This is a genomic window from Micromonospora sp. LOL_014 (assembly GCF_048060245.1).
Lineage (GTDB): Bacteria > Actinomycetota > Actinomycetes > Mycobacteriales > Micromonosporaceae > Micromonospora_E.
On record NZ_JBHMIP010000008.1, the window covers coordinates 136422 to 156453 of the forward strand.

Annotated in this window: 11 protein-coding genes and 1 pseudogene; 6 read left to right on the plus strand and 6 right to left on the minus strand. The window is 68.7% G+C overall.

The genetic code is table 11. The annotated features are described in order from the left end of the window. Positions 1 to 48: 48 nt before the first annotated feature. Entirely contained in the window at positions 49 to 762 is a 714-nt protein-coding gene (locus ACFHW1_RS09500; protein ID WP_416551929.1) for a hypothetical protein, read from the minus strand. Between ACFHW1_RS09500 and ACFHW1_RS09505 the strand changes: the two genes are divergently transcribed. Then, positions 705 to 1697: a CU044_5270 family protein gene (locus ACFHW1_RS09505; protein WP_416615250.1), complete on the plus strand. Its 993-nt coding sequence runs from the start codon at positions 705 to 707 to the stop codon at positions 1695 to 1697. The genes ACFHW1_RS09500 and ACFHW1_RS09505 overlap by 58 nt on opposite strands. Here ACFHW1_RS09505 and ACFHW1_RS09510 read toward each other — a convergent pair. From ACFHW1_RS09510 to ACFHW1_RS09525, 4 genes are read right to left on the minus strand one after another with little or no spacing between them, the layout of a single operon-like run. Continuing rightward, positions 1694 to 3838, minus strand: a complete 2145-nt coding sequence (locus tag ACFHW1_RS09510; RefSeq protein ID WP_416615251.1) for a DEAD/DEAH box helicase — start codon at positions 3836 to 3838, stop codon at positions 1694 to 1696. The genes ACFHW1_RS09505 and ACFHW1_RS09510 overlap by 4 nt on opposite strands. After that, positions 3835 to 5163, minus strand: coding sequence for a BREX system ATP-binding protein BrxD (brxD, locus tag ACFHW1_RS09515; protein WP_416568728.1), 1329 nt, complete (start codon positions 5161 to 5163; stop codon positions 3835 to 3837). Before brxD ends, ACFHW1_RS09510 begins: the two co-directional genes overlap by 4 nt. Then, complete coding sequence (gene pglZ / locus ACFHW1_RS09520; protein WP_416551933.1) at positions 5160 to 8054, minus strand: BREX-2 system phosphatase PglZ; 2895 nt, start codon at positions 8052 to 8054, stop codon at positions 5160 to 5162. Before pglZ ends, brxD begins: the two co-directional genes overlap by 4 nt. Further along, positions 8051 to 11890 (minus strand): phage resistance protein, encoded by a 3840-nt coding sequence (locus ACFHW1_RS09525; RefSeq protein ID WP_416551934.1) that lies wholly within the window; start codon positions 11888 to 11890, stop codon positions 8051 to 8053. The genes pglZ and ACFHW1_RS09525 overlap by 4 nt, the downstream gene beginning before the upstream one ends. 596 nt (positions 11891 to 12486) lie before the next feature. Between ACFHW1_RS09525 and ACFHW1_RS09530 the strand changes: the two are divergent. The 5 genes and pseudogenes from ACFHW1_RS09530 to ACFHW1_RS09550 all read left to right on the plus strand — a co-directional run. After that, positions 12487 to 13236 (plus strand): annotated as a pseudogene (locus tag ACFHW1_RS09530) (DUF6531 domain-containing protein); the annotation flags it as partial. Positions 13237 to 13380: 144 nt separating this feature from the next. Further along, positions 13381 to 17598: an RHS repeat-associated core domain-containing protein gene (locus ACFHW1_RS09535; RefSeq protein WP_416615271.1), complete on the plus strand. Its 4218-nt coding sequence runs from the start codon at positions 13381 to 13383 to the stop codon at positions 17596 to 17598. Beyond that, positions 17595 to 17855: a MafI family immunity protein gene (locus ACFHW1_RS09540; RefSeq protein ID WP_416551935.1), complete on the plus strand. Its 261-nt coding sequence runs from the start codon at positions 17595 to 17597 to the stop codon at positions 17853 to 17855. The genes ACFHW1_RS09535 and ACFHW1_RS09540 overlap by 4 nt, the downstream gene beginning before the upstream one ends. A 933-nt stretch (positions 17856 to 18788) precedes the next feature. Then, entirely contained in the window at positions 18789 to 19184 is a 396-nt protein-coding gene (locus tag ACFHW1_RS09545; RefSeq protein ID WP_416552089.1) for an Imm7 family immunity protein, read from the plus strand. 69 nt (positions 19185 to 19253) lie between these two features. Further along, positions 19254 to 19538 (plus strand): DUF3027 domain-containing protein, encoded by a 285-nt coding sequence (locus ACFHW1_RS09550; RefSeq protein WP_416615252.1) that lies wholly within the window; start codon positions 19254 to 19256, stop codon positions 19536 to 19538. A gap of 23 nt (positions 19539 to 19561) precedes the next feature. Here the strand turns inward: ACFHW1_RS09550 and ACFHW1_RS09555 are convergent, their stop codons facing one another. Continuing rightward, on the minus strand, positions 19562 to 19987 hold the full coding sequence (locus tag ACFHW1_RS09555; protein WP_416551937.1) for a nucleotide triphosphate diphosphatase NUDT15: 426 nt from the start codon (positions 19985 to 19987) through the stop codon (positions 19562 to 19564). Positions 19988 to 20032: the final 45 nt, after the last annotated feature.

The following is a 20032-nucleotide window of genomic DNA, read 5'->3' on the forward strand; positions in this document are numbered from 1 at the left end:
TCTGGCCTAGGCTCTCTGGCCGTGACACGAGGTCGTCTTTCGGCAGCGTCACACGTGGGTGACGACGTCGAAGTTACTGGCACCGACCGTCGACTCCAGGGTCCGCATGATCGCGCGGGGGTCGTCGTACGGGCCGGAGATGTAGAGCGGTTTACCGTCGCGGCCGAACTGGATCGGCGTGGGGGTGGCCGGTGCGCCGAGGTAGGCGGCCGTCGGGCCGAAGTCCGGGTGCGGTTCGAAACCCAGACCCCGGGCGTACGCGACCGCGCCGTGCACCAGATGCTGGGCCAGCTCCAGCGGTGCGACCAGCGGAGACACGTCCAGGGTGCCGAAGAACTCGCGGCGGAAGTCGTCGATGGCGCCGACGCTCATCGGCAGCGGGCCGATGGCGTTCTTGACGCCGAGGCAGTAGACGTCGATCAGGAAGCCGCAGACGGTGGCCCGGCTGGCGCGCTCCTGGCGGGCGACGAGCACGTGCACCAGGCCACTGGGGCCGACTTCGACGCCGGCCTGCGGGTCGGTGGCCACCCACTCGTCGGGTGCTTCGGCCAGACCGAGGCCGACGCTCCAGCCGGGGTTGATCCAGCAGCCGAGCAGCGCCCGGTCGGCCGGGTCGGTGTGTGCCTGCTGGGCCGCCGCGATCTGGCGGACCAGCGGCGCGACGGCCGACGGCGCCATCCCGAGGGCCTTGGCGATCTGCTTGGGTGAGCTGCCCCGTTCCCGCAGCTCCCGGACACGGGCGAGAAGGTCCTGATCGGTCATCCGAGCGATTATGCCGGCGGAGCAGGCGGCTCGACGAACCGGGCGCGCGAACAATGATGCGGCTCGGCGGCGCGGCCCTACGGTCGGCTCGTCGGTGGAGTCTCGGCCTGGCCGGCGGGGCGTTGGCGGCGTTGCTCGTCGTGGTCACCGTCGACGCTCTGGTACGGGGTGGCTGGCCGGCTGGCGGATCGGCACCGCCACCGGGTACGGCCGAGGCAGCCGACATCCTGCGTACCGCCGCGTTTGTGGCGCACGAGGCGGACCTGCCCGTCCCACGAGCCGGGCAGTTCGTGTTCACCGAGACGGTGGCGAGCCCGATCAACCAGGTGCAGCAGCCGGACGGTGGCTTCAGCACCGCTCAGGGGCCTCGGGTGTTGCGGCAGACCTGGCTGTCGGCGGACGGCACCCGGGACGGGCTGGTCCGCGACCGGCCGTACCGGCAGGACCGGGCCGCATCCGACGAGCTGGTGCTGCCGGCCTGCCCCGCCGTTTTGTCGGCCGACGCGGTGTCGGGCCGACCGTGTACGCCGCAGCGGGGCTTCGACGCCGGCATGCCGGACAGCCCGGCGGCGGTGCTCGACTGGCTCCGAGCCGGTGTGTCCTCGGCGGCGGGGCCGAAGGCGGCGTCCGTTGCCGCCCCCGGTGGCGGCGTCGCCGATGCGCTCGTCTTGCAGCGGGCCGGTGAGCTGCTGGTCGGCGGTCGGTATCTCACCTCGGGTCAGCGGAGCGCCCTGTTCGCCGCGTTGGCTTCGCTGCCGGGGGTGACCGTCCGGCAGCAGGTGCGGGACCTTGCCAACCGCCCCGGGGTGGGGGTCGGCCTGGCCGACGGGACGACCCTCGTCTTCGACGCGACGTCGTACGCGTTCCTCGGCACCACTAACAGCGCCCTGCTCCGCCAGGCCACCGTCGACGGATTAGGAGACATACCGTCCTAGATCGATATGAAACGGGTGCTCTGGCGAAGGACGGCCAGGGCGGCAACCGGGTCGGCCAGTCGGGCGGCGAGGGTGGCCGTCGCGAGCCGCGCCGGCAGGGCGGCGCTGAACTTGAGCCCGGCCAAAGCCTTCTCGTCGACGTCGGGCAAACAGATCCGTTCGGTGGCGTCTGCGGTGAGGGAACACCAGTCGGCGGGGGTCAGGTCGGCGCGCAGCCGGATCTGGCAGTCGTCGAAGCGCTGCACCGGGTCGACCACTTTGCTGAGGGTCGCGGCGAGGGTGGCGTTGGCCCGGTATCCGGCCCAGGTCCACCAGCGCAGGTCGCCGGAGCGGTCACGCAGGATGACGTTGCCACCGGGGTGCACCAGCGAGGAGCGCTCGTCGCGTACGCGGTGCAGCCGGTCGACCGCGCGGCGGGTGAGCCGTACCGGTGGATCGGTGCCGAGCAGGACGTCACGCATGGCCCGGGTCAGTTCGTAGCTCAGCCCGGCGAGGCCGCCAGCCGTCCAACGGGCCTTCCCTCCGCCGTCGGCAGGTTCGACGAAGCAGCGCCGTCGCCGCCAGTCGATGTACGTGACCCGCCAACTCTGCCCGGTGAGCAATAGCCGGCGGTCACCCCGGACCTCCTCCGTGAGCAGGCTCGGGTCGATCCGGCCGAGCTCGGATTGTCCGTAGAGGACGGTGAACTCGGGTGGACCGGTGAAGACCGCGGTCATCGACATGAAGTGCCGGTGCCCGAACCGCTTTTCGGCTTCGGGGCCGATGAACAGCATGCCGCTGTCGGTGTCGAGGTATCCGCTGTCCACCAGGTGCCGCAGGATCGGCCGGGCGCTTTCGTCGAACGGTGCCAGCCCGTTCCACCACCCGATGCACTCCTGGTCGCCGACCTGACCCTGCTGCAGGCTCAGGGCGAGGATCTGCTGGGCGACGATGTGCCGGGGTTCAGGCGGCGGGACGACCGGCTCCACCCAGCCACGGCCCCACAGGGTCAGCAGCGCGGCCGCTTCGATCAGTGCGTCGCCGTCGCGGGCGAGGAACAGGCAGTTGCGGGTGGCACCGGGGCGGCGTCCGGTCCGGCCGAGTCGCTGCAGAAACGACGCGACGGTCGCCGGGGCGTCGATCTGGATCACCCGGTCGAGGTCACCGACGTCGATTCCCAGCTCCAGGGTGCTGGTGGAGACGATGACGCAGTCCCGGGCCTCGGCGAACGCCTGTTCGGAGCGGCGTCGTTCGTCGGCCGAGAGCGAGGCGTGCGACAGGAACGTGGTGATGTCGCGTTGGCGCAGCAGCTGGCCGAGCTCTTCGACGGTCTGCCGGGATTCGCAGAAGACCAGCCGTTTCTCGCCCGCGTGCAGCGCGGCGATCACGGTGGCGGCGTTGGACAGCGAGCCGACGAAGTCAAGCTCGACGTCGCCGGGCGGTGCCCGGTCCGCGACGGCTGCCCCCGCGACCGGGGCGGAAGCGGCAGCCGGGGCGGAAGCGGTGTCGGGGGCGACGACCCGGCTCGGGCGGCTGGCCGCGCCGGAGCCCTGCAGCCAGGTCAGCAGGGCGTCCGGGTTGCCGACGGTGGCCGACAGCCCGATCCGTTGCAGCGGTCGGCCGATCAGGTGGGTGAGCCGTTCCAGGACGGCCAGCAGATGCCAGCCACGGTCGTCGTCGGCGAAGGCATGCACCTCGTCGACGACGACGGCCCGCACCCCGGCGAAGAACGACCGGTGGTCTACGTTGGCGCTGACCAGCATCGCTTCCAGCGATTCCGGGGTGGTCAGCAGGATGTCGGGCCGGCTGGCGAGGATCGCCCGGCGGCGGGCCGGGGTGACGTCACCGTGCCAGAGGGCGGCCCGGCGGCCGAGCCAGTCGGCGTAGCGTTCCAGCCGGGGCAGCAGGTTGTTCAGCAGCGCCTTCAACGGGCACAGGTAGAGCACCGAGGTGCCGGGCCAGCCGGCGTCGGCCATGTTCGACAGCAGCGGAAAGACGGCGGCTTCGGTCTTGCCGCCGGCGGTGGGGGCCAGCAGCAGGGCGTCCGCACCGGCCAGGATAGGGCCGACCGCGGCCCGTTGCATCGGCCGCAGGTCCCGCCAGCCCAGGCTGTTGACCAGGTGGTACGTCAGGACCGGGTGCAGCTCGCCGGTGTCGGTCACGGCAGGTCCAACGGGACCTCGCCGGCGCTGGCCGCGTTGCGTTCGACCGGGGTCAGCTCGTCGGAGCGCACCGTCAGCTGGTAGTGCCGGCGCGGGTCCCAGTCGGTGAACTGGTCGGCCCGGTCGAGCACGTCGGCGACCAGCTTCTTCAGGTAGATCCGGGGCGCCATTCCGACGGTGCCGCCGAGTCTGCCGGTGACCGAAGTCGCCAGCTCGGTCAGGTACGCGTCGTCGACCCGGCCGGCGAGCCGTCCGCTGCCGTAGATCCGGCGGACCCGTACGCCGAGCTCGACGAGCGCCGGCACGGTGAAACCGGGCAGCCGCAGCTGCACCGCACGCGGGTTGTCCCAGCGGGGGTCGCCGCCGAAGTCGGTGGCGAGGCGTTGGGCCAGCGGGGCGAGGCGCTGCACCCCCTGTGCGCCGTCGTAGAAGGCGGGGGTACCGGTGATCACCAGGAACAGGCCGGGAATCCGTCCGCCGTGGACGTCGTCGACGAGTTGGCGCAGCGCGTTGAGGGCCTTGTCCCGGGAGTCGGAGCGGACCCGTTGCAGGGTCTCCACCTCGTCGAGGACGAGCAGCAGACCGGGGTGGCCGCTGTCGCGCAGCACGGTGAGCAGGCCACGCAGGAAGCTCAGCGCGGCGAAGTGGTCCAGGTCGCCTTTCACTCCGGCGGCCCGGCGGGCGGTGGCGGCGACGTGCGGCTGCCCGGCGAGCCAGGCGGCGAGCCCGTCGGCGGTGGGCTGGTCGCCGGCGGCGGTGGCGGCGCGGTAGCCGCGTAGCGCGGCGGCGAACCCGGGGGTGCTGCGGGAAATTTCGGCGAGGCGGCGTTCCAGCAGGTCGCTGACGGCCCGGTCGAGCCCGTCGCGGTCCGATTCACTGACGGTGCCCGACGCGAGTACGTCCTCCTCCAGCGCGAAGATCCAGCCGTCGAGGACGGGCCGTAGCGCGCTGGCGGCGAACTGTTCGGTGTTGAGGTGCTCGACGAGCCGGCGGTAGACGGTCTCCATCCGGTGCAGCGGGGTTTCCAACTCGGAGATCTGCACTTCGGCGGCGGCGAAGCCGCGCCGTTTGGCCCGTTCGGCCAGCCAGCGGGCGAAGAACGTCTTGCCGGCACCGTACTCGCCACGGACGGCTTTGAAGACGCTGCCGCCACCGGCGACCCGGTCGAGGTCGTCGTCGATGGCGGCGGCGAACCGGTCCAGCCCGACCGCGAGCGCGTCGAGGCCGTTGGCGGGCACGGCACCGCGCCGCAGCGCGTCGATGATGTCGCGGCGGCGACGCGGCGAGATTTCCGGTGGGCTGCCCGGCGGGGTCGGCACGGTCACGACGACTCGCCGAGGTCGAACTGCTCGACCAGCAGCGGCCTGTCGAGCACGACGGTCTGCCCGTCGGCGTCGATGGTCAGCACCGGGTACCCCTCGACCTGCAGCAGCCGACGCAACGCGGTCACCGTGCCCTGGATCCGATGGGCGGGCACCCCGGCCTGCGCGGCGAGGGTTTCCAGCCCGGCCCGGCCGTTGCCGGCCAGCAGCACCCGGAGCAGGGCGGCGACCCGGTCGTCGTCGAGCGGGGTACGCGGGTTGCGGCGCTGGGCGTACCGCTCGCTGGCGAGCAGCCGGTCGATCAGCGCCCGGTCCGCATCGGCCGGCGCGGCGACCGGCGGCGCGGCCGCCGTCGGCTGCTGCGGATCGGCGGGTACGTCGAACAGCTGCTCGGTCTGGACCGGCTTCGCCGACTGGCCGCCCTTGCCGGCCCGCCTGCCGCCCGTACCGGACCGGCCGCCGCCACCTCCGCCGGTGCCGGGCTGTGCTGTCGACGACACCGGTTCCCGCCACCAGTCAGGGCTGGCGACCGGAGCGGGCTGCCAGTCGGGCACCGACTCTTCGTTGCCGGCGGTGAACATCAGCAGCGGGATGACGGCTTCGGCCGGGGCGGCGCCGCCGTGGTAGCCGGCCTTGCGGGGGCCGTAGCGCAACTCCTCCCGCCACGGCAGCACGACGGTGCCGCCGCCGAGCAGCACCCGCCGCCCGGTGACCACGGTCTCGCCGTCACCGAGCCGGTCACTGGCGCTGTCGCCGCTGCTGTCCGCGGTGCTGTCGGTGGTGCTGCTGGTGACCGGTCGCCACCGGTTGTTCTGCCCGTCGCCGCCGGGCAGGGTGACCGCCTCGGGCCCCCGGTCGACGACGTGCCCGTGGTCGGAGACGATCACCACCACCCGGTGCCGGGCGACGGCGAGCAGGTCCCGTACGGCCGGGACGGTGTCCTGGCCCCAGACGGTGCTGCCGGGCTCGCCGTAGCCGAGGGAGTCGTCGATGGTGTTGACGACGGCGGCCACCACCGGCACGGCCGGGTCGTCGATCGCGGCCCGCACCTCGGGGTCGATGGCGGCACCCGCCCCCGCGCGCAGGGAGTTCTTGTGCAGCAGTCGACCGCCGGTGAACCGCCCTTCGAAGGCGCTCTGCTCGGTCTGCCGGTCGCCGACGGCGAGCTGGCCGCTGAGCAGGCTGCACCGGCTGGCCTCGGTCACCGTGGGCAGCGCGGCGAGGACACCGGCCCGGGGGCCGCCGGCCTGGGTCAGCTCGATCCAGCTGCCGTCGCGGGTGAGCGATTCGGCGAGTTCGGTGGCGGCGGCGACGCCCATGCCGTCCATGACCAGCAGCAGCGCCTGACGTCCGGCGTCGAGGATCGGGGCGACGACCCGGTCCAGGACGTCTTCGACGCGCAGCATCCGGCCGGGTTCGGCGTCGGCGCGGGTGGCTTCGGCGAGCAGGCCGGCGAACTGTTCGTCGTGGCGGGCGCGGCGGGCGTCGACGGCCCGGTGCAGCGCCTGGTACGCCTCGGCGACCTCGGGGTCGACGTCCCCGGCAAAGACGTCGAGCCGGGCCCGGTCCACCCAGCCGTCGACGGTGACCTGCCGTTGCAGGGCGGCGTACAGGGTCCGGGGTGGCTGGCCGGCCGGTCGGCTGAGCCAGCGCAGCAGGCGCAGGGCCATGTGGGCGGTGGTCCGCCTGCCCTGGTCGGCAGCCCGGTGTTCGGTGAGGCGTTTGAACGCGGCTTCGGCCCGGTTGAGCCCGGCCCTGGTGACGGTGCCGGCGGCGGGTGCGCCGGGCGGCGGCAGGGCGGCGTGTACGGCTGCGGCGAAGGCGCGCAGCCGCCAGGTGACCCCGGCGGGCAGCAGGCTGGACGCCGCCAACTGGCTGGTCAGCTCGATGTCGGCGGCGATGGCCTCGGCCCGGCGGACCAGCCGAAGCCCTTGCTGGCGGACCATGTCGTCGTCGGAGTCGAGGGCACGGGCCACCCAGGCGTCGGCGGCGTCGTGCAGCGCCGCGGCCTGCACGGGGGTCATCCGCAGGGCACCGAAGCGGGGTTCGAGCCGGGTCCGGGCGACGGCGACTTCGACTCCGGCCGGTCCGCTGGCCGCCGCGCCGGCTGGCCTGCCGGCTGTGCCGCCGGCCGGCGTGGGCCAGAGCACCTCGGCGAGCAGCCCGATGGGGATGACGTCGACGCCGTGGCCGGCGCGGACCGCCGCCATCACCGGCTCTGCGATCGGCCCGGCGACGTCACGGAGATAGGCGGTGATGCCGTCGGCGACGTCGGCGGCGACCCTGTCGGTGAACCGCTGCTGCGCCTGCGCGTCGGTGGTCCACTGCAGCAGTCCGGAGGCGTCGAGCTGGTCACGGTCGACGCCGAGCAGTTCGGCGGTGAGGCAGCGCAGCGCGTGGTCGCGGGTGAGGATCGTGCCGGGCGGGGTGGGCCAGCCGTCGACGGGGGCGTGGTCGGCGAGCGCGGCGGGCAGCCAGCGGCGGTCGGTCGGCAGGCTCGGGTCGAGTCGCACGCCGCCGAACATCTGCCGGACGAGTTCCCAGGCGTTGACGCTGCGGACGGACTGCCGGCTGAGGTGGGCGAGCAGCCCGTCACCGAGGACGGCGTCGGGCAGGTCGGTGAGCAGCACCAGCTTCTCGTCGTCGGCTCGGTCGTGCAGGGCGGCGCGGGCGGCGAGCGGCGTCGGGCAGGCGACGACCCGCAGCCGGACACGACCGACGACGATCACCGCATCGCTGTCCCAGACCGGTGCGGCGCGCAGCGCGATGGCGTCGGTGCCGTCGTCCTCCTTCAGCCAGGCGGCGACTTTGCGGCGTACGGCGTCGGGCCGTACGGCGTCCGGTCGGCCCGGCGGGGTCGGGGTCGCGGTCGACCGGGTGGGTGCCGCGGTCACTCGGTCTCCCAGGTGATCCGGACCCGTCTGCCCTGGGCGAGTTCGCCGCTGATTTCGTCGGTGAGTTCCTTGAGGCCGGCCTCGTCGACGATGGTCCGCTGGCGCGGCGGCTTCGCACCGGGCACGGCAGGCGAGCCGCCGCCGGTGTGGTCGTAGCCCATGGCCCGCGTACCGCTGGGGTCGGCGACGGTGACCGTGGCATCCCCGTCGGGCAGCTGCGGGTTCGGCCTCGGATCCGGAGCCGGGTCCGGGTCCGGCGGGGGCGACGGCGTCGAGGTGGGGCGGCGTTCGGCGAGCAGTGCCGCCGCCGCACCGAACACGGCGTGCAGCTCGCCGACCAGGTCGAGGGAGTGCTGGTGGTGGCCGGCGGCGGTGTGCAGCCGGTCGACCAATGCGCGGGCCCGCTCGTCGTCGGCGGCCATCGAGGTGATGGCGGTCAGCACCGCCCACTGGGTGTCCCGCAGGGCGCGGACCATCGTCGGCGCGCTGGCGATCGCCGTACCGGCGGTCGCGTCGTCGATGTCGCTGAGGTCGGCGCCGGCGAGTTGGGCGATCAGGACGACGTCGTCGCGTTCGTGGCGCAGGTCGGTGAGCAGCCGGGCGAGGCGGCGGGTGACGCCGATCCGGCCGGTGTCGGCGGCGGGGTCGAGGCCGAGGGTGCCGGCGTGCGCGGTGAGCTGGTCGAGGAGGTCGCTGACGGCCGGTCCGCGTTCGGCGGCGACTTTCCGGACCTGGGCCGCCGCCTTGGCGAGGTTTGCTGGGATGAGCCAGGCCGGCAGCACCTGACCGAACAGGTGCTGGGCGCGTTCGATCGCCCGGTGCCAGTCGGTGTCGCTCGGCATCGGCGGGAACTTCAGCTCGTGGGCGTCGGTGACGGCGTCGACCCGGTCGACGGTGACCTGGCCCTCGTTGAGGTACCAGGCGAGCTGGTGGTCGAGGGCGAAGACGCAGAGGATCAGGTTCTGCAGGCTGCGGTCGAAGCCCCGGGGCTCCGGCTGGTCGAGGTGGCCGCGCAGTCGGTGCACCGGGAAGCTGTCCCGGTAGCCGTCGGCGGCGGCCCGCTGCAGCAGGTGCCGGGTCCAGTAGCTGGTGCTGGTGGTGAGCACGTACCGGTGGTCGGCCAGCTCGCCGAGTTGCAGGTTGTTGCAGATCCGCCGCAGGGTCCGCTGGTCGGTGGCCGGGACGGTGACGCCCCGGGTGGGGTCGGCGACGGCCTGCCGGGCGTAGTCGAGGACCTTGGCCAGCTCGGCACGGGTCGGCGGTTTCTCGTCCTCGGGCAGCGCCGGCCGGCCCGGGTAGGTCGCGGCCAGCAGCTGTCCGGTGAGATGGTGGAATGCCTGGGCGAGGGTGCCGCCGCGCGGGTCGCCGAGTTCGCCGTCGACGGCGTCGTCGAGGGTGTGCAGCACCCCGACGCTGTCCTCGACGACGTCGCCGGGCTGCGGTACGGCGACGCCGTACGCCTGCTTGAGGGCGTTGGTCACGGTGCCGCGCAGATGGCTCTGCCGCTGCTGGAGGTAGACGCGGCCCTGCTGGCGTTCGCTCACCGACCAGTCGCGGACGGCGTCGTTGTACCGTTCGCCGGTGCCGCCCAGCAGGTAGTTGATTTTCGACAGTTGGGCGAGGTGGCCCATCATCTGGTCGCTGAAGTAAAGCGGCAGCCAGAAGACGCTGCGTTCGCCGCGCGGCAGGGCTTCGATCCGGGCCCGGTCGTCGCTGCGTGGGCGGCCCTGCGGGTCGAACGGGTAGTCGATGACGATGCGCCAGGCTTCCCCGGTGGGTAGCAGCGCGGCGACGGGCATGCTGTCGCCGTCGCGTACGTTGCCGAACTTGACCTGGACGGTGTGTCGCCGGCCGCGCCACTCGCGGGGGTGTTGCAGCTCGCCGAGCTGCCCGGTGGCACCGGTCAGCCCGATCTCGGTGCTGACCAGCTCGCGCAGCAGCTGCTGCAACGCGCCGCCGGTGGTCGCCTCTTCGGGCCGGACCCAGTCGAGGAGCTTGTCGTAGTCGACGGTGTGCAGCTCGATGGTGACGACCGGGTCGGCGCCGTCGGTGAGGTGCAGCTCGCCGGCCTCGTTGGCGACCTTGTTGAGCCGATTGAGCACGATCTGGTGCTCGTAGCCGGGGATCGGCGAGGTGATGGTGCCGAAATTGAGCGCGTGCAGTTTGCCGGCGGTGAGGTTGTGCAGGGCGGGCACCTCGGGCACCAGCGCCCCGAGCAGCACCGTCTTGATCAGCTTGTCGTCGAGCTCGAACTGGGTGTTTGCGGCCGCGTCGGCTTCGGTGATGCTGTTGAGCCGCAGCAGCAGCGGGCGCAGCTTCTTGCCGTACAGGTCGCGGGCGGCTTCGAAGCGCTGCCTGAGCTCGACCCGGTCAGGTAGTTCGCCGCGCAGCACCAGCGGCTCGAACAGCGCGGCCACCCCGATGAGGTCGTTGATCCGCAGGGTGTCGCGGCGTTCGACGAGCAGCTCGGTCATCACCTTGATCGCGGTCCGTTCCCGCTGCAACGCCTGGGAAAGGGCGACGAGGGTGGCGACCAGGGCTGGTGAGAAGGGGTAGAGCTTGCGGAAGGCGGTGGCGTCGGAGCCGATGCCGGCGTCGCCGTACTGGGCGCCGAGCAGCAGGATGTCCCAGACCTGCCGGTTGCCGCGGACCACGGCGAACGCCCGGTCGATTTCGGCCTTCGCTTCGTCGCTGCGCGGCTTGAGCAGCCGTTTCTCGGTGATTTCCGGCAGGTTGGTGTCGGCGAGCGGGATCTCCCCGAGCCGGCCCTGGACGCTGCGTAGGACCAGCGCGAGGACTTCGCGTTCGGTGCCGCCGACCTGCGGGCCGAGGAACTCCTCCAGGTTGCGTTGCCGGGCGACGAAGGAGATCAGCGGGATCGGCCGGTCGGCGTCGGCCGACTCGACCAGCTTGTTGAGCTTGGCGCCTTCGGTGTTGACGAAGACGTGGTCGCTCATCTTGGTGGACAGCCACAGGATCATCTCGTCGAGGAAGAGGACGATCCCGTCATAGCCGAGGTTGCTGGCGTGCCGGGTGATGACGGCGAGGCCGGTGTCGAGGTCGAGGTACTCGCCGCTGCGTACCGCGTTGGTGAAGAACGCGGTGGTGAGGGCGGTGACGAGCCGATCGCGGTCGGCGGTGCCCGGCGGCTCGGCGGCGGCAGCGGCGTACCGGTCTGCGGTCCAACCCTGTCGCTGGCTGTGTAGCACGGCCAGGCCGGGGGTTTCGTCGTCCGAGCTGACGGCGGAGGCGGATCCGGCGGCGCTGCCTGCGCCGCTGCTGGCCGACCCGGCGGCGACGCCGGGGTCGGCGTCACTGAGCGCGGCGAAGAACGCCTCGTCACCCATCCGGGCGCGCAGCCGGGCCGCGTCGGTCAGCAGCGCGTCGGACCGGTGTACGGCGGGCGTCGGCGCGTCGGGGTGCAGCGCGGTGATCTGGTTGAGGTAGCCCTCCAGCACGGCCTGTTCGACCGAGCGGGCGTCGAGCATGTGGAAGGTGAGGGTGAGCAGCCGCCGCCCGGTGAGCCACCTGTCGGCGGCGACCACCTGCTCGCCGAGGTTGCGCAGGGCGCGGGCCTCGGGGTTGCCGTGCAGGATCTCCCGCAGTACGGCCATGAAGTGCGACTTGCCGGAGCCGAAGGAGCCGTGCAGGAAGGTTGCCTGGGACCGGCCGGTGGTGACGGCGTGCTCGACCTTGGCGAGTGCCTTGGTGAAGCTGTCCCGGAGCTGGTCGGTCACGACGTAGTTGGCCAGGTCGGCACCGGCGGCGGCGCGTACGACGAAGTCGGAGTCGCCCACCGAGGTCGGGATGTTGATCAAATCCCGCAGCAGTGTCATCCCCGATCCCCTCCACCTGGTTGAACACGTGTGAAGCTGTGACCGCCTCAGCCCGTCGATCCTAGGCTGACTGCGCTCGTGATCCCAGACGTGCCGCCGGGTCTGGTTGAGATGTCGCGGCGCTGTCAAGGTCAGATCCGTGTCAACCGGATGTCCGATCTACGGCGCTGCCGATTCTGACGATTGCCCTATGCCTCGCACGGCACACTTTTCGCCGCCCCACGCTCTAGCCGGACACAACCCCGCAGTGATATTGAAGTAGGACGATCATTTCGCCTACTGGCCCAATGGGCCGCACGGGGGTAGCCACCATGATCAGAATCACCTGCGCACGCTTCATCGCAACCGCAGCCGCTCTTACGTTGATCCTGCAGGCGGGTATGGCGATACCGCCTACTGCCGCACCCGCAGAGGCTGCCCATACGCCTTCGACGACCAACAGTGCCGAGCCGCCACCTATCCCTGAGCCGATGACCCTGGAAGAACGCCAGGAACAGGTCGCGCAGCTAGCGGCAGGGAACAAATCGGAATCTGCGCTCACCACCCCCAGCATCGACTGGGTACAGCAGGAGTATCAACTTCCAACCGGCAGCGCGATGACCCTGGTGCCACAAGTCGACAGCACCCTATCCACCCCGGAATCCGCTCCATCACTTAGCGCCGAAATCCCGGATGCACCCACGATCATCGGACCATGGGAAGATTGGGTCCGCTATTATGCACCACCCGGCCAGGTCGGATGGAGCGTGTCCTGGAATGGCTATTGGCCATCCAAGCATATCGCTGTTTATCGCGCGTCAGACGATGTCAAGATTGTCGAAACTTGCCACACGCGCCAGTCGGGACCGTACCCCGATCTCACGGATTCGATAGCCTTCTACGCTCCGGGCAGTTTACCGTCGGAAGATTACAGACTGGGTGAACTCTATTATGCCAAGGTGTCGGTGTCTCCAACGATTCCCGCAGAGCCATTCAATCCTCCCACACAGGACTGGTCCTGCGCGACGGACTGGAGCGAGGAGGCCACGTCACCGGCTTGGCCGGCAGTTGCGACACCACCACTGTTGCTAACCTCGGAAACCACCGCCTGCGGCTACGAAAACGCGACCGGCCGGCCCTGCTTCCAGGCTCACCGTGGCGATCCGGTCAACACCGCAACCGCTTCACTGAACGAAGCCATTGTTGACGCCGAGATTCCCGCCCCTGGCGTCAACTTCCGGCTGACGCGGACGTACTCCTCAGCAAACCTCGTTACGTTCAATCTCGGCCCACGGTGGGCGTTGTCATATCCCGGATTACTTTACGTGTCAGACGGCTCGGCCCTGTTCAGATCCGATAACGGCTCCTACGCCTACTTTGACCACGTCAGCGGCAACCAGTGGCAGACAAGCTCAAAAGGCGCGCAGATGACCCTTGTCGGGTCGACAGAAACTGGTTTTACGCTAACGAATCACGAACAGCACACGTTCCTCTTCAATGAGGACGGGTGGATGTCATCATGGAAGGACCGCTCCGGAAACGGACTCACCTTCACCTACGACGAGGGCAACCTCGCCAGCGTTGTTGACGCGGTCGGGCGGACCGTAACGTTCACCTACAACGAGTCAGGCGACCGGGTTACCCGGGTGGACCTCCCGGACGGCCGGTGGGTCGGCTACACCTATACCGACGGTTGGCTCACTGGTGTCCGGGATCTCAACGGTGGAACGACGACGTACACCTACAACTCCGTCGCTCGATTGACGAGCATCACGGATCCGAACGGCAATCTCGTAATGCAGACCACCTATGACTCGTCGGGTCGGGTCATCGAGCAGACGGACGCCACCGGCACCACGATCACTCCGAACTGGGGTTCTTCGGTCTCCAACTTCCCGGACAACAACGGAGGGATCTGGACCGACATCTACCGTGGCAGCGTCCTGGCCGAGCAGATCGACCCGTACGGCGAGGTGACCAGCTACTACTACGACTACGACAACCCGACGCTCAAACCGACCGAGATCACCGATCCCGACGGCAACGTCACGACCATGACGTACGACGAGCGCGGCAATCTGCTGACCCGCACCGCGCCGGAGCCGTTCGACTTCACCGAGACATGGGTGTACGACGCGGCGAACAACATTACCTCGTACACCGACGGTGAAGGCAACACGAGCACCTATACCTACGACAGTGCCAACCGGCTGGCCACCGAGACCGACCCGCTCGGCGGAGTCACGTCGTACACGTACACCTCGACTGGTCTGCTGGAGACCGTCACCACTGCGGCCGGACGGACCACCAGCTACGGCTACGACAGCGCCGGCAACGTCACGTCGGTGGTCACGCCGGCCGGCAACGAGACCACGTACACCTATGACGCCGGTGGCCGGATGCTGACCGTCACCGGGCCGAGGGGCAACGTGGCCGGCGCGGACCCGGCGGACCACACCACCAGCTACACCTACGACGACGCCGGGCACGTCACCTCGGTCACCGACCCGCTGGGCCGTGCGACCAGCTACGGCTACGACGCCAACGGCAACCGCACCAGCATGACCGACCCGGCCGGGCACACCACGACCTACACCTTCGACACAGCCAACCGGCTGACCGAGGTGACCGATCCGGCGGGGAACACCACGACCACCAGCTACGACCCGGTCGGCAACGTCACCGCTGTCACCGATCCGACCGGGGCCACCACTTCCTACGTGTACGACGCGGCGAACCGGCTGGCCCGTGTCGTCTCCCCGCAGGGCAACGCTCCCGGCGCCGACCCGGACGACTTCACCACCAGTTACGGCTACGACGTCAACGGCAACCTGACCACCGTCACCGACCCGACCGGCGCGATCACCACCACCGCGTTCGACGCGCTCAACCGGGCCGTCTCCGTTACCGACCCGCTCGGTAACACCACCAGCTACGGCTACGACGCGGCGGACAACGAGGTGTCGACCACCGACCCGACCGGCGCGGTGACGGCCAACACCTACGACGGCAACCACCGGCTCACCGCCGTCACCGACGCTGTCGGCAACACCACCGAGTACGGCTACGACGCCGATGGCCACCGCACGAGCCAGGTCAGCCCCACCGGTAACACGACCAGCTGGGCGTACGACCTGGATGGCCGGATGGTCGGGGTGACCGACCCGCGCGGAAACGTCGCTGGCGCGGACCCGGCGGACTTCACCACCACATTCACCTACGACGAGGCGGGCAACCGCACCCGGGTCATCGACCCGCTCGGCCGCATGGTCCGGACGCACTACAACCCGGCGAACGAGCCCATCCGGGTCGTCGACCCGGCCGGCAACCCGACTGTCTACCGCTACGACTCTCGCGGCCACGTGTCGAAGGTCATCGCCGCCACAGGTGGGGAAACCGCGTACAACTACGACCAGGTCGGCAACCTGAAGACCGTCACCAACCCGCTCGGCGGCGAGTACACCTACACGTACGACAGCGCCGGTCGTGTCGCCACCGCGACGACTCCGACCGGACGGACGACCAGCTACACCTACACCCTCGACGGCCAGCCGGCCATGGTCACGCTGCCGAGCGGGAGTGTCAGCTACACCTACGACGCTGCCGGGCGCACCACCGGCGTCAACTACAGCGACGCGACCCCGGATCTGACCTACGTCTACGACCTCGCCGGCCGGACGGCGTCCGCCAGCAACGGCACCAGCACCGCCGAGTACGACTACGACGACGCCGGACGGGTCACCGACATCACCCGGGCCGGTCAGGTCTTCGGGTACGACTACGACGCCGCCGGCAAGCTGACCGGCCGGACCCTGCCCGACGGACGCACCCAGACCTACACCTGGGATGCCGACTCCCGGATCACCGGGACGACGATCACGTCGGCCGGTGGCAGCCACGACATCGGCTACGGCTACGACCCGGCGGGGCACCTGACCGGCGTCACCCGCCAGGGCGGCCCCAGCACCGGGTACGCCTATGACGCGGCCAGCAGTCTGACCCTGGTCGAGCACACCGCCGCCGGCAGCACACTGCTCGCACAGACGATCACCTGGAGCCCGGCGGGAAGTCCGACGGTCATCGCGACCACAAGGGACGGCGCCACCGTCATTCGCCGCTACAGCTACGACAGCACCGGCCAGGTGACCGGCGTCTGCCTGCCGGCCAGCGGAACGGCCTGCGGCACGACCGACCCGGTGACCAGTTACACCTACGATCTCAACGGCAACCGCACCGAAACCGTCATCGCCAACACTGGCGACGACAGTACGACCACCTACACCTACGACGACGATGACCGGCCGACCGGGCAGACCGTCGACGGCGTCGCCACCGCCATCTCCTACGACGCGAACGGCTCCCTGGCCAGCCAGACCGGACCGGCCGGCACCCGCGACTTCGACTACGGCCTCGACGCCAACCTGCGCGCCGTCGAGCTGGAGGACGGCCAGACAATCGGGTACGGCTACGACGAGGCCGGCAACCGCGTCAACCGCACTGTCGACGCGGCTCTGGACGCCAGTTGGAGTTGGGACACTCTCGGCCTGCCGACCCGCCTCGACGAACGCGACGGCGCCGACACCCTGACCCATCAGTGGTGGACAGACCCGCTGACCGATCTGGGTGCTGCCCTCGCCGACACCGCCAGCGGCACCCCGGCCTGGTTGCTCGGCGACCATCAGGGCAGCATCACCGGCGTCGCTGACGCGACCACCCTGACCGGCAGCGGCGACCTCGACCCGTATGGAAGCCCGACCGGTGCGGACACCGGCGACTACGCCGACAACCCGCTGCGTTTCCACGGCCAGTACCTCGACCACACCACCGGCCTGTACGACGCCCGGGCCCGCGACTACGACGCCGCCACCGGTCGTTTCACGTCCCCGGACCCTGCTACCGCCGCAGCGGGAACCGCCTTCACCCAGACCTACCACTACGGCTACAACCGGCCGACGGTCCTGACCGACCCGACCGGACAATGCCCGATCATCTGCACCGCCATCATCGGCGGGGTAGCCGGGGCCGCCGTCGGTGGCATCGACTGCTGGCTCAGCGGCGACGACCGCAACACCTGCCTCACGAAGATCGCCGTCGGCGCGGCGGCCGGCGCGCTCACCGGCGCCACTCTCGGCGCCGGCGGCAGCGCAGCCGCCGGCCTGTACGGCGGGGTCAGCACCGGAACCCAGATCGCCGGGGGCATCGTGGCCGGCGGTGCCGGCAGCGTCCTCTACGGATCCGGCGTGGCCGCCGCCACCGGTCAGCCCTACAGCTACGGCAACGCCGCCTACGACTTCCTCTCGGGCGCCGCCGGTTCCGCCGGCGGCATCGCAGCCGGAACGGTAGCCCAACGAGCCGCCAGCCGGAGCGCTGGAAATCTCGCTTCAAATTGCCCCGATCCTGGCAGCTACGTTAACCTCGCAAGCAATGGCCGAACGACTCATATCCTGTATGGCGACAAGACCGGCGGTGGTCATCTGTGGCCAGGGCTTGCTGGCAAGACGCCGTTCCCCAAGGGTTGGTCTGCCAACAAGATCATGCATGAAGTTTCAGACATCGTTACCGATCCTTCTCTCCGCTGGGAGCAAATCACAGGCAAGCAGGGGGCACAGTTGACGAAGAAGGGAAAACCTGTGCGGTACGAGGTAGTCGGTGTCCGCGATGGAGTGCGGATCAAAGTGATAGTCGAGCCAGGCGGCGAGGGCATTATCACCGCTCATCCGGTCCCATGAAGATCGACGATCGAGAGGTCGCATTCGGGGTACTACGGGCTGTCGTCTTGGCTGTTGCAGATAGCCTGCCCCGAAGGGACGTAGAAAGCATCTGGGGTCTGATCGATGCCGGCGAGCCAGGGGTGGCCTTCGAGAATCTCTGCACGCAACTCGACGAATACGAGGTATCGACCAACGAATCGACGAGGTCCGACCTAGCCGCTGTCGGCGATTACCTCGGAATAGATGCGCGAATATGGCAGGAGTTGCCCCGATAGCATCTGGAGCCAAGAGCCAACGGCTGTCACTTGACTACTAGTACGGCAGCCCGGATTCGTTATGTAGATGACCGGCGATGAGTTCGGTCGGGTAGAGGCTGTTCGGCGTGTCTGCGGGCACGAGGACGGCCGCCAGTTGATCATGCACTGTTTGTGAAGACAAGCGAAGATCGCGTGGCGGCCACTGGGCATAGCGTAGACGCCGGATGCAGTCGTCGAGGTTGCGACCGATCCGTCTAGTAATTGGACGTGGCAGAGGGGAGTACATGACTCACTCTACACTAAGAACATGAAGCCTTCACGGGTTAGAATAGATGGCAAATACGATGGAATCGAGATTCGAGTCATCTTTGAATCAGTGAACGACAGGGTTATTACTGCTCACCCAATCGGATGATAGGTTAATGGACTTTAAACAGGTGCAGGCCGACATAATTACCCTGCTTGCAGATTCTCCGATTACCTCCCGTGACACCATAGATGACATAAGAGAATCTGTACGCGCCGGCGAGATTTCTATAGCCTCGACGAGCTGATAATCGACACGCCCTCCGAAGACACTTCCTCCTTATCACACCAAGGCAATCAAGAATAGCGCCAGGAGAGTAAAGGAGAATTAGGCCGCGCGCAGGTAGCGGCGATACCGAAGGCCCGATAACCAGCGTCAAAAGAGTGTGCCGTGGTAGAACTCATCGCACACATGGTGAGCTGGGTTTCCCGGTTAACGTCGAGGATCGTCGGTTTGGTGGTTCGGCTGGTGGATCTGATGATGATCCGGTCTGGTCAACGCTCTGGGGCTGCTGGTCCGAGGCGACACCGCACTGCTGGCGAAGGCCCTGCGCCATGAGGTGACGGGGCTACGCCGGCAGCATCCTCTACAGATCGACCTACATATGCAGGACCACCAACGAGCTGATTGAAGCAAATATTGACATATATGAGCTTCGTGGATGGATCACCCTCATAGACGGCACGTATGAATCAGATTTCGATGCCCTCGACCCGTGGATTCAGCAGTTAAACAGCCTGGTCAACAATGCCCACTGGACGACGATGTCCATCGGACTTCGACCCCTCAACGGCACCTATCACCTTTCGATGGATATAAATGCCAACCAAAAACGCGATGAAGCCAGGCTTGCGGACGAGATCTTGCAATTTGTGGCGGACCATCTGCCCGGATCATACGGAGTCCTGCACGACCGCAATGACGAGCAATTAGACCCGCCTGGACCAAATGCCTTTCGCGTCAGAGTAATTCGACGCGGACAGATAATCCAAGAATCAGACAACCTCCTATCCCCATGTCGACCACTAATTGAAGACTGACCCAGAACTGCTGCCAGAAATCCCAGGAGCCAGCGGCGAAAATTAGAAACGACGAAAGATATCAATCGAATGCCGGTGGATGAATGGAATAGACAGGGTCACGCCGCCAAGAACCGAGATTTCCTAGACGAAACACATGAACGCTGGGTCGCTCTTCGAAATCGCGATACCGCCCATGCCGACTATCGTGAAGAATGGTACGACGAGCAATGCGGCTCATGTAAATTCTGGTTGCCGCTCGCGGGCGAACTGGGCGCAGATTACGGCGCGTGCACAAATGCCCGATTACTCTTCGACGGCAGGGTGCGATTTGAGCATGATGGCTGCGACGAGTTTGAGGATGCAGGCGAGTAGATCACCTGCAGCTACTTATGAGGTCAGCCTGGTGGACGCGAGCTGCGGAGCAGTTGATCAAAATCGTGGTGGTCGAGCAGGTTCCGCATGGGGAGGAAGAGTGGGTCAGGCATCGTGGGCGGGGCGGTCCAGCGGAGGTCGACGAACTTGTCCGGCTCGCGGACCTGTGGACTGCCCCGCAGGTGGTCACTGATCATCCAGATCGTCACATAGTGCCGGGCGGCGTCGAAGACGTCGTTGGTTACCGCTCCGAAGCGTACGTTGGTGATCTCGACGCCGGTTTCCTCCTCGACCTCCCGCCGCGCGGTCTGCTCGAAGCTCTCCCCGTGTTCGAGGTGGCCGCCGGGCAGCGACCAGGTGCCGGCCCCGTGGGCACCTTTGCGGAAGCCCATCAGGAAGCGACCTTCGCTGAGCACGAATGCCGCCACACCGACCCTGGGTTGCTGCACGCCCACCACCTAAACGCCCAGCAACCCGAGCCGTCAACATCGTCA